The organism is Flavobacterium bomense (assembly GCF_003970355.1).
The window spans coordinates 122,288-134,148 of record NZ_RYDJ01000005.1; the positions used below are offsets into that span (position 1 = coordinate 122,288).

The 11,861-nt window shown below is 35.8% G+C and carries 8 protein-coding genes; 5 read left to right on the plus strand and 3 right to left on the minus strand.

Translation table 11 applies throughout. The features are described from left to right. Window positions 1-159: 159 nt before the first annotated feature. The 5 genes from asnB to EKL98_RS06660 all read left to right on the plus strand — a co-directional run bounded on the left by asnB (window position 160) and on the right by EKL98_RS06660 (window position 8,872). Window positions 160-1,776 carry an asparagine synthase B gene (gene asnB, locus EKL98_RS06640; protein WP_126561857.1) on the plus strand — a complete coding sequence of 539 codons (1,617 nt, stop codon included), beginning with the start codon at window positions 160-162 and terminating at the stop codon, window positions 1,774-1,776. A 184-nt stretch (window positions 1,777-1,960) separates the two neighbouring features. Continuing rightward, window positions 1,961-3,904: a DNA topoisomerase (ATP-hydrolyzing) subunit B gene (gene gyrB / locus EKL98_RS06645; protein ID WP_126461045.1), complete on the plus strand. Its 1,944-nt coding sequence runs from the start codon at window positions 1,961-1,963 to the stop codon at window positions 3,902-3,904. 85 nt (window positions 3,905-3,989) lie between these two features. Next, window positions 3,990-4,925, plus strand: coding sequence for a malate dehydrogenase (gene mdh / locus EKL98_RS06650; protein ID WP_126461042.1), 936 nt, complete (start codon window positions 3,990-3,992; stop codon window positions 4,923-4,925). 226 nt (window positions 4,926-5,151) lie between these two features. Next, window positions 5,152-8,124 (plus strand): protein translocase subunit SecDF, encoded by a 2,973-nt coding sequence (secDF, locus tag EKL98_RS06655; RefSeq protein WP_126561858.1) that lies wholly within the window; start codon window positions 5,152-5,154, stop codon window positions 8,122-8,124. A 139-nt stretch (window positions 8,125-8,263) separates the two neighbouring features. After that, a complete protein-coding gene (locus EKL98_RS06660) occupies window positions 8,264-8,872 on the plus strand; it encodes an acyloxyacyl hydrolase (RefSeq protein WP_233589376.1) in 609 nt (202 codons plus the stop codon). A gap of 59 nt (window positions 8,873-8,931) precedes the next feature. On the opposite strand, the gene lgt is transcribed toward EKL98_RS06660, so the two are convergent. The 3 genes from lgt to cysS form a co-directional block, all read right to left on the minus strand. Beyond that, window positions 8,932-9,885 (minus strand): prolipoprotein diacylglyceryl transferase, encoded by a 954-nt coding sequence (gene lgt / locus EKL98_RS06665; protein ID WP_126454092.1) that lies wholly within the window; start codon window positions 9,883-9,885, stop codon window positions 8,932-8,934. A 54-nt stretch (window positions 9,886-9,939) separates the two neighbouring features. Then, window positions 9,940-10,197 (minus strand): membrane protein insertion efficiency factor YidD, encoded by a 258-nt coding sequence (gene yidD, locus EKL98_RS06670; protein WP_126461032.1) that lies wholly within the window; start codon window positions 10,195-10,197, stop codon window positions 9,940-9,942. A gap of 75 nt (window positions 10,198-10,272) precedes the next feature. After that, on the minus strand, window positions 10,273-11,751 hold the full coding sequence (cysS, locus tag EKL98_RS06675; protein WP_126561860.1) for a cysteine--tRNA ligase: 1,479 nt from the start codon (window positions 11,749-11,751) through the stop codon (window positions 10,273-10,275). Window positions 11,752-11,861 lie beyond the last annotated feature (110 nt).

Below are 11,861 nucleotides of genomic sequence, written 5' to 3' on the forward strand. Positions count from 1 at the left end.
TAGTAGGTTTGGTTTTTCTGATAATTAAATTACATTTTTGATGTTAAACGTTTTTTTTTGTTTTAAATAGTAACTAAATATCATAATTGTGTTTTGTATTTGTAACTGCTATTGCATATTTGTCGACTTAGAATTGGGAAAAAATAAAAATATAGAGTTATGTGCGGAATATTAGCCATTATCGGAAGAGGAAAAGAGGAACAATTGTTTGGAGCACTTTCAAAAAGAATGACGCATCGTGGTCCGGATGAAAGTGATTTACATGTTACTGAAAAAGGGTATATTTTAAGTCACGAACGATTGTCTATAATTGATTTACATTCTGGAAAACAACCGATACAAGGCACAAAAACGGCCTATATGGTTCATAATGGCGAAATATACAATCATCAGGAATTGAGAGATGGTGTGTTGAAAAGGCATGCTTTTAGAACCAAATCAGATTCAGAGGTTATTGTGCATTTGTACGAAGAGTTTGGATACGATTTTTGCAATATGCTGGATGGCGACTGGGCTTTTGTGGTAGTAGATGGCGATGATTTTATTGCCGGCAGAGATCCAATGGGTGTGAAACCGTTGTATTATGGTTTGGACGAAAGAGGAAGGATCTATTTTTCCTCCGAAATGAAACCTATTGCGGATCAGTGTAAAACATTTTCTACTTTTCCTCCGGGACATTATTATACTCAAAAAACAGGTTTTGTGAAATATTACAAACCGGAATATGAAGATTATTTAAAAGCCGACCAAGAATTAGATTTGGATTTAATCAGGGAAACGTTGACTGAAGCAACTCGTAAGCGTTTAATGAGCGATGTACCCATTGGAGTGTTGCTTTCAGGAGGATTGGATTCTTCATTAACATCAGCAATTGCTTCTAGGTTATTGGCGGAAAGCGGCAAAAAATTACAATCATTTTCTATTGGATTAAATGCGGATGCGCCAGATGCTGCGGCTGCCAGAAAAGTAGCGGAATTTTTAGGGACTGAACATCATGAAATTCATTTTACTGTTGCAGAAGGAATAAAAATCTTAGATAAATTAATCTGGCATTTAGAAACGTATGACGTGACTTCGGTTAGAGCAAGTACACCAATGTATTTCTTGTCGAAAGCAATTACGGATTTAGGTGTAAAAGTGGTGCTCTCAGGCGAAGGAGCCGATGAGATTTTTGGGGGATATTTGTATTTTAGAAATGCACCTTCGGCGGAGGATTTCCAAAAGGAAACTATTGAAAGAGTACAGAAATTGTTTACCGCCGATTTGTTAAGAGCGGACAAATCAACGATGGCGCACGGATTAGAAACCAGAGTTCCGTTTTTAGACAAAGCGTTTTTGGATGTGTCAATTCGCATCAAAGCAGAAGAAAAGATGCCTAAAACGTACGATGGAAAAGAAAAATACATTTTAAGAAAAGCATTTGATACGCCAGACAATCCGTATCTGCCTGAAGAGGTTTTGTGGAGACAAAAAGAACAATTTTCGGATGGAGTAGGATACAATTGGATTGATGAATTAATTGATTATTGTGCTACGCAAGTTACGGATGAGCAATTAGCTGGAGCTGTAGCTGAATTTCCGTATAATTCTCCTACAACTAAAGAAGCGTATTTTTACAGGTCGGTATTTAATAAATATTATCCGCAAGTAAGTGCGGCACAAACGGTTAGGAAGTGGATTCCAAAATGGCAGGAAAACCTTGATCCAAGCGGAAGAGCGAATGCGGCACACGTTCAGGCAGATACTGAAATTGCCAAAATAGGAGTTGTAGTTTGAAACAATAATTTAAATTTTTTATAAATGAAGAACGCTCTCAATTTTGAGAGCGTTTTTTTGTAATTATATGAACAAATGTTAATAACTTAAGGGCTTTAAAAGGGAATTTAACGGTTATATAATTTGCGTTTTTATATATTTGCGTGTTAGACAAAAAGTACATTTTTTTTAGAATAAAATATATATGAGCGAAGAAATCAAGAAGGACAGTTATTCAGCAGATAGTATTCAGGCATTAGAAGGAATGGAACACGTAAGGATGCGTCCTTCGATGTATATTGGAGATGTGGGAGTTCGAGGTCTGCATCATTTAGTGTATGAGGTTGTGGATAACTCTATTGATGAGGCAATGGGAGGCCATTGTGATACCATAATAGTTGATATTAATGAAGATGGATCCGTTTCTGTTGAAGATAATGGGCGTGGTATTCCGGTAGGAATTCATAAAAAAGAAGGGGTTTCAGCATTAGAGGTTGTAATGACCAAGATTGGTGCCGGAGGAAAATTTGACAAAGATTCGTATAAAGTTTCCGGTGGTCTTCACGGTGTAGGGGTTTCGGTGGTAAATGCATTGTCAAACCATTTGAGAGCTACAGTTCACAGTAGTGATGGTAAAATATACGAACAAGAATACGAAAAAGGGAAAGCATTATACCCGGTTAAGCAAATTGGAGAAACGACTAAGAGAGGGACAATTGTTACTTTTTATCCGGATCCAAGCATATTTACCCAAACTATTGAGTATTCGTATGATACTTTGTCGGCTCGTATGCGTGAATTATCTTATTTGAATAAAGGAATCACGATTACATTTACGGATAAAAGAGAATTTGATAAAGACGGAAATTTTGTTTCAGAAGTATTTCATTCTGACGAAGGTTTAAAAGAATACATCCGTTACTTAGATGGGAACCGTGAGCCAATTATTGCGCACGTAATTTCTATGGATCATGAAAAAGGAGAAATTCCGGTAGAGGTGGCGTTAATTTACAATACCAGCTATACGGAAAATATTTTCTCGTATGTGAATAATATCAATACGCATGAGGGAGGAACGCATTTGCAAGGTTTTAGAACCGGTCTTACAAGATCGTTAAAGAAATACGCAGATGCTTCCGGAATGTTAGACAAATTGAAATTTGATATTTCAGGAGACGATTTCCGGGAAGGATTGACCGCTATTATTTCGGTAAAAGTGCAGGAGCCACAATTTGAAGGACAAACGAAAACGAAACTTGGGAACAGAGAAGTTGTTTCTCCTGTAAGTCAAGCGGTAAGTGAGATGATTGAAAACTATTTGGAAGAAAATCCAAATGATGCTCGTATCATTGTTCAAAAAGTTATTCTTGCAGCACAAGCACGTCACGCAGCCAAAAAAGCACGTGAAATGGTCCAACGCAAAACCGTAATGGGTGGCGGTGGATTGCCAGGAAAATTATCAGATTGTTCAGAACAGGATCCAGCAAAATGTGAAGTATACCTTGTCGAGGGAGATTCGGCGGGAGGAACCGCAAAACAAGGTCGTGATCGTGCGTTTCAAGCTATTTTACCTTTGCGTGGTAAGATTTTGAACGTAGAAAAAGCAATGCATCACAAGGTTTTTGAAAACGAAGAGATTCGAAATATATTTACTGCGCTAGGCGTTACAATAGGAACTGCCGAAGACAGCAAAGCATTAAATATCGAAAAATTACGCTATCATAAAGTAATCATTATGTGTGATGCCGATGTCGATGGTAGTCATATTTCTACTTTAATCTTGACGTTCTTCTTTAGATTTATGAAAGAATTAATCGAACAAGGGCACGTATATATTGCCGCACCGCCTTTGTATTTAGTTAAAAAAGGAAACAAAAAAGAATACGCATGGAATGATTTACAACGTGATCAAGCAAATGAAAGAATGGGCGGAAGTGCAGGAATTCAACGTTATAAAGGTCTTGGAGAGATGAACGCAGAGCAATTATGGGAAACTACAATGGATCCAAGTTTTAGAACATTGCGTCAGGTAACTATTGACAGTTTGGCGGAAGCCGATAGAGTGTTTTCAATGTTAATGGGTGATGAAGTACCACCACGAAGAGAATTTATTGAGAAAAATGCAGTTTACGCAAATATTGATGCGTAACGTAACGTAATCATCCGTTTTTATTCTAATAGAATAACGCAAAAAAAGTAACCAAATTAACAAATAACCGAATAAACTTTAAAATATGAAAGTTACCATTGTAGGAGCAGGAAATGTAGGAGCAACATGTGCGGACGTGATTTCTTATAGAGGAATTGCCAGCGAAGTAGTACTATTGGATATTAGAGAAGGTTTTGCTGAAGGAAAAGCGTTAGATATCATGCAATGTGCTACCAATACTGGTTTTAATACCAAAGTATCAGGTGTTACCAATGATTATGCTAAAACAGCAGGAAGTGATGTAGTGGTAATTACATCTGGAATTCCAAGAAAACCAGGAATGACTCGGGAAGAATTAATAGGAATTAATGCAGGAATCGTGAAAACGGTTGCTGAAAATGTATTGAAGCATTCACCGGATACTATTATAGTGGTCGTTTCTAATCCTATGGATACCATGACATATTTGGCATTGAAATCTACGGGATTACCAAAAAACAGAATTATTGGGATGGGTGGAGCGTTAGACAGTTCTCGTTTTAGAACGTATTTGTCTTTGGCTTTAGACAAACCGGCCAATGATATTTCAGCAATGGTTATTGGGGGACACGGAGATACTACTATGATTCCTTTGACACGATTAGCATCTTATAACGGAATTCCGGTTTCACAATTTCTATCTGAAGAGGAATTGCAAAAAGTAGCTGCCGATACAATGGTTGGTGGAGCTACACTTACAGGACTGCTTGGAACATCGGCATGGTATGCTCCCGGAGCTTCCGTTGCTTTCTTGGTGGATAGTATTTTAAATGATCAAAAGAAAATGATTGCATGTTCTGTTTTCGTTGAAGGAGAATATGGTCAGGATGATATCTGTATTGGTGTTCCGTGTATTATTGGTAAAAATGGAGTAGAAGAAATTCTTGACATTAAACTAAATGATGCTGAAAAAGCCTTATTTGCTAAAAGTGCAGACGCTGTCAGACAAATGAATGACGCTTTAAAATCGATTTTGGTATAAAAATTTACATATAAAAAAGAGAAGACTGCATCTTTGCAGTCTTTTTCTTGAGATTAATCTATAAATAAATTGGTTAATCTTGCCGTTAATTATATATTTGCTCGGTTTAAAAAAAATGAAGTAGCTCGATATATTCTTTTATAATATAAAAAACGAATGTAAAGTGTTCTTTTATAAGGTTTAAAGCAAAAATAAATAAATATAAAATAATTAATTTTTAGTAATAATGCAGAATAAAGGACTTATTAAATTTTTCGCAATTCTATTTGCATTGGTAAGTATTTACCAACTTTCGTTCACTTTTGTCGCGAGCAAAATTAAAAATGATGCGAAATCTTTTGCGGGTGGAAACCCTGATAAAGAAGCTAAATATTTAGATTCTATCGGTAAAGAAAAAGTATTTAGCCTTGGGTTTACTAATTTTACTTATAATGAAGTAAGTGATAAGCAAATTAACAAAGGTCTTGACTTAGAAGGAGGTATTAATGTAATACTTCAAATATCTGTTAAAGACATATTGAAAGGTTTATCGAATAACTCAAAAAATCCGGTTTTTAATAAATCTTTGGCTGATGCAACAGCAAATCTAAAAGGAAATCAAACCTATTTAGATGCATTTTTTAATGCTTTTGAAGCGAATTCAAAAGGGACCGTAAAATTAGCTTCTCCTGATATTTTTGCAAACAGAAGTTTGCAAGGTGAAGGTGGAGTCGATTTTCAAATGACCGATGCTGAGGTCGAAAAAGTAATCAAAAGAAAAGTAGATGAATCTGTAGAAAGTGCTTTTGGTGTATTGAGAGAGCGTATAGACAAATTTGGTGTTACCCAACCTAATATTCAAAAATTAGGGGAGACGGGAAGAATTCTTGTAGAACTTCCTGGGGCTAAAGATGTAGACAGAATTAAAAGATTATTACAAAGTACCGCTCAACTAGAGTTTTGGGAAACATATAAAATAGAAGAAATTGGTAATTTTTTGATGGCAGCTAACGAGTCATTGAAGAAAACTGAAATCAATATTGCCGAAGTTAAACCTGTTGTGAAAGATTCTTTGAGCGCTTTGCTTTCGGATGGTAAAGATTCAGCTGATGCAAAAAAAGGAAATAATCCTTTATTTGATAAAATCATTGGGCAAGGTGGAGGTCCAGTTTTGGGACTTTTCTCTCCAAAAGATACGGCTGTTGTAAACGGATATTTAAAAAGAGCGGATATTAGAGTTTTATTGGCTGCAGACCAACGGTATGTGAAATTTGTTTGGGGAAAACCTTTGACTATTAAAGACGATAAAGCAAAAGCTGTTGAAGCAGTAGAATTATATGCTTTAAAAGGAAACCGAGACAATGTACCGGCAATGGCTGGTGGTGTGGTTACAGATGCAAGTGATACCTTTGACCAATCAGGTAAACCAGCAGTTTCAATGCAAATGAACGGACAAGGTGCAAAAGCATGGGAAGAATTAACAGGTAGAGCATACACTCAAAAAAGCAATATCGCTATTGTTCTTGATGATGTAGTTTACTCTGCGCCAGGAGTTTCTAGCGGACCAATTTCTGGTGGTAGATCTGAAATTTCAGGAGCTTTTGATGTTACAGAAACTAAAGATTTAGCAAATGTTTTAAGAGCAGGTAAGCTTCCTGCGGCTGCAGATATTGTTCAGTCAGAAGTGGTTGGGCCATCCTTAGGTCAGGAAGCAATTGATCACGGTACTAGCTCCGCTTTGATAGGATTGCTTTTAGTATCACTTTGGATGATGATCTATTATGGTAAAGCGGGTTGGTATGCAAATGTTGCACTAGCAGTTAATTTACTGTTCTTGTTCGGAATTTTAGCAAGTATTGGTGCAGTTCTTACATTGCCAGGTATTGCAGGTATCGTATTGACAATGGGAACAGCTGTTGATGCGAACATTATTATCTACGAAAGAGCAAAAGAAGAGTTGCGTGCGGGTAAAACACTAGAAGAAGCCGTTAAAACTTCCTACAGCTGGAGAGGAGCAATGTCCTCTATTACAGATGCCAATGTAACGCATATTTTGACCGGAGCTGTATTGTTCATTTTTGGTTCAGGACCAATTAAGGGGTTTGCTACTACGTTATTAATTGGTATTATAACCTCATTGTTTACTTCTATTTTTATTGCGCGAATTTTTATTGACTGGAACATTAGTAAAAAGAACAATTTGACGTTTGTTACTAATTTCTCTAAAAATATGTTTGTCAATTTCAAGTTTAATTTCTTGGGAGTTAAAAAATGGACGTATTTATTTTCTAGTATTATTGTTATCATCAGTTTTACGTCATTAGCTATTAACGGTCTTGATGAAGGAGTCGACTTTGTAGGAGGGCGAACTTTTCAGGTGCGTTTTGAAAAAGCGATTGAAACTGAAACAGTAAAAGCAGAGCTAGGGGAAGTTTTTGATGGTAGTGCCGAAGTAAAAGTTTTTGGTAGTGATAATCAATTGAAAATTACCACTAAATACAAAGTGGAAGAGCCAGGAATCAAAGCAGACGAAGAAGTAAATAAATTATTGTTTACTACTTTAAAACAACATTTTTCAGCTGATATGACGTATGATAAATTTGTTAATGCTTATGATGGTAAAAAACTCGGTATTTTACAAGCATCTAAAGTAGGGCCAACAGTTGCTGAAGATATTAAAACCAATGCTTATTGGGCGGTTCTTGGAGCAATGGCAATTGTGTTTTTATATTTGATGATCAGTTATAGAAAATGGCAATACAGTTTAGGAGCGATTGCTGCTGTTGCCCACGATGTTATTTTTGTGCTAGGAATTTATTCATTGTGCTATAAATTTATGCCTTTTGGTATGGAAATCGATCAGCATTTTATTGCTGCGATTCTAACCGTTATTGGGTATTCTATGAATGATACAGTTATTGTATTTGACAGGGTTCGTGAATATTTAGCCGGAAAAACTAAAGGTTCTTTCTCTGAAATCGTAAATCAATCTATTAATACAACGATGTCAAGAACTATCAATACCTCTTTGACGATGATTGTGGTGTTGTTGATCATGTTTATTTTTGGAGGAGAATCTATCAGAGGATTTATATTTGCTATGTTAGTTGGTATCATTGTAGGGACATACTCTTCATTGTTTATTGCAACACCAGTACTTGTAGACACCATCTCAAAAGAAGATAAAGACAGAGTCGAAAAGGCGCATCTAGAAAACTAGAAACAGCTTTTATATCAATCAAAAAAAGAGATTCAGCGTAAGTTGAATCTCTTTTTTTATTTGTAACTCCAAACATAATTTTAATTCCTTTTTTGAAAACTGTATAATCAGATAAACGAAAATACTAGTAGTTATGCGGATGAAAGTATTAGTTATTTTAGTTTTAGTCCTTTGTACAATTCCATTTTATGCCCAAGAAAAGGCAAGTAAAGTTGATTTGGGTTTTTCGTATGGAATAGGAAATGAATTTAAAAACAGAAATTATACCTTTACAAATCAGTCTTATAAGGTGCAATTTTATTATGTTGTAAAACAAACGAAGAATTTTAAATACGCACTAGTGCTTCAGCCAGAAATTAATTTTGCAAGCCATCAACTCCTAAATATTTATTTTGTGGAGCCTGATTATCCGGATTATATTGCAAAACGGGAGCGCTATACAAAGCTAAAAGATGTAAAAGAATACGTTCTTAATCTTGGCTTTTTAGTGCGAAAACCAGTCTTTAAATCGGCGAGTATTTATGTTTTAGGGAGCATAGGTCCAATGATTACAGATACAGAAACGGAACGACTATCCAAAGGTTTTGCCTTTTCAGATGTTTTAGCGGTAGGATTTACTTTTAGGTTTAAGGGTGTGACTTTAGATGTAAGACCAAATATTCGTCATGTGTCTAATGGGGGATTACAGAAAACCAATGCGGGATATACGACTAAAAACATTGACTTTGGGATCTCCTTTTCGTTATAAAGAAAGCGTTAGCTACTAAGATGCAGCTAACGCTTTTTTTTGTTGTAATGTATTGTTATTTAGTTTGTTATTTCTTTTTCTGACGTAAGAATAAAATACAGTCCTATAAGAATAAAGGGGATACTAAGCCATTGTCCGGTTGAAAATAAACCTAAAGCACTTTCAAAACCGCCTTGACTTTCCTTAACAGATTCTACTATAAAACGGACTGTAAATAAAAGAACCAGGAACATACCAAATATAAATCCGGTATACCTTCTTTTTTCGGTTTTCCAATACAGGAAAAATAAGACTGCAAAAACAAAAATATAACAGAATGCCTCGTACAATTGAGTAGGATGTCTTACCGGAACTTGTTCCAGTAAAGAGACAAATTTAGGGTCGTTCGCAATGGCTGAGTACGCAGCTTGAGGATTGGGTATTTGAGTCGCATTGACCGCGTCCATAGCACTAAAATGGTCTTTCAAGAATTTTATTCCAAAGTCAGAAGTCGTTTTATGACCAATAATCTCCGAATTAAAAAAGTTACCCAATCTGACGAAAATAGCACCGCTTGCAACAGGAATAACCACCCGGTCCAAAATCCATAACTGGGGTTTTTTCAATATATTTTTACTGTAAAAATACATAGCAATAATTATTGATATGGCAGCACCATGACTTGCTAAACCTTGAAAACCTGTGAATTCCCATCCTTTTATAATGTATAAAATCGTTTCGTTTGGATTTTCTCGTATTGGCATAAAAATTTCCAATAAATGATTGCGATAATACTCCCAATCGTAAAAGAAAACGTGACCCAAACGTGCACCAAGTAAGGTCGCTAATACAGTCCAGATAAATAACGAATCTAATTTTTCTATTGATTCCCCTTCACGATCAAAGATATTTTTCATAATATACCAGCCTAATCCAAAAGCAATTACAAACATTAAACTGTAATAACGAATGATAAAAAAGCCTAAATCAATTCCTTCTGATGGATTCCAAACGATGTTTAAAGCGTGTGTCATGTATTGTATTTTATATGTTTGACGTAAAAATAGAGATTAAATGTAAAATTCGTATTAAAAAAGAGAATCTTTATGCGTACATGATTTTTTGGGAACCGGATCATAGCCGGTTTTTCCCCAAGGATGGCAACTAAAAACACGTTTTATACCTAAAAACCCGCCATAAAACAAACCGTGGGTTTGTAAAGCTTCAATCATATACGAGGAGCACGTGGGTTCAAATCTACAAGCCGCAGGTGTAAAGGGTGAAATGGCCACTTGATAGAAACGAACCAATAGTAAAAATGGGTAAATGATGATTTTTGATAACATGATTTTAAAATTAAAACTTCTCTGTTGTTATTCAAAATTATTTTTCAGTTGTAATCGATTTCGGTATTTAGCGAACTAGATACTAAACGAAGTTCCTTCTTTACCATCTTTTAACTGAATTCCTAATACAATTAATTGATCCCTTATTTGGTCAGAAAGTGCAAAATTCTTATTGTCGCGAGCTTGTTTTCTCATTTCAATAAGCATATTGACCGTTCCTTCTAACTTATCGTTATTGCTGTCCGAGACTTTTTCGTCTTCTAATCCTAATACGTCAAACACAAATGTATGCATTGTTTTTGCAAAATGGTTTAAATCTTCCGCATTCAAGGTCTCTTTTTCATCCTTTAATAAATTGATAAAACGTACACCTTCAAACAACTGCGCAATCAAAATTGGCGTGTTAAAATCGTCATTCATTGCATCATAACAGGTTTGCTTCCAAGCCGGAATGTCAACGGTGCTTTTTGTGTGAACAGTGATTTCTTTCAACGAATTCATCGCTTCCATCAATCGTTTGTATCCTTTTTCGGCAGCAACAATGGCATCATCAGAAAAATCAAGAATACTTCTGTAATGCGCCTGGAGCATAAAAAATCGTGCTACTGATGCTGAAAAAGCTTTACTTAAAACGGTGTTTTCTCCAGTCAATATTTCTCTTGGCAAAATATTATTTCCCGTAGATTTTGCCATTTTTTTTCCGTTCAAAGTCAACATATTGGCGTGGAGCCAATAATTAACCGGAGTTTGACCGGTACAGGCTTCGTTTTGTGCAATTTCACACTCATGATGCGGGAACTTTAAATCCATTCCGCCACCGTGAATGTCAAAATGATTGCCTAAGTATTTAGTGCTCATTGCAGTACATTCTAAATGCCATCCAGGAAATCCATCACTCCACGGCGAAGGCCAACGCATAATATGTTGAGTTTCCGCTTTTTTCCAAAGCGCAAAATCCTGTGGATTTCTCTTGTCACTTTGCCCGTCAAGATCGCGGGTATTGGCTAGCATATCCTCAATGTTTCGGCCACTTAATCTGCCGTAATGATTGGTTTCATTAAATTTTACCACATCAAAATAAACAGAGCCATTGGCTTCATAACCAATTCCTTTTTCAATTATGGTTTTGATAATTTCAATTTGCTCAATAATATGTCCCGTTGCAGTAGGTTCGATACTTGGTGACAAAAAGTTAAAAGCATTCAGAATTTCATGAAAATCAACCGTATAGCGTTGCACTACTTCCATTGGTTCGAGTTGTTCCAGACGTGCTTTTTTGGCAATTTTATCCTCACCTTCATCCACATCGTCCACAATATGCCCCACATCCGTAATGTTTCTAACATAGCGTACTTTGTATTCTAAATGCAAAAAATACCTAAAAATCACGTCAAAAGACATAAAGGTACGCACATTTCCAAGATGTACATTGCTGTAAACTGTAGGTCCACAAACATACATTCCTACATTTCCTTCATGAATAGGTTTGAAAATTTCTTTTTCTCCTGAAAGAGAATTGTATATTTTTAGATTTTGGCTATTGTATAATGGCATTGTAGATTATTGTTTTCCCCACCCCAGCCCTCCCAAAGGGAAGGGAGTTGAGACGTGAATGCGTTATTAATAATTGTTGTAATCTTGTTCTGATCTTACCAAGCTGGGCT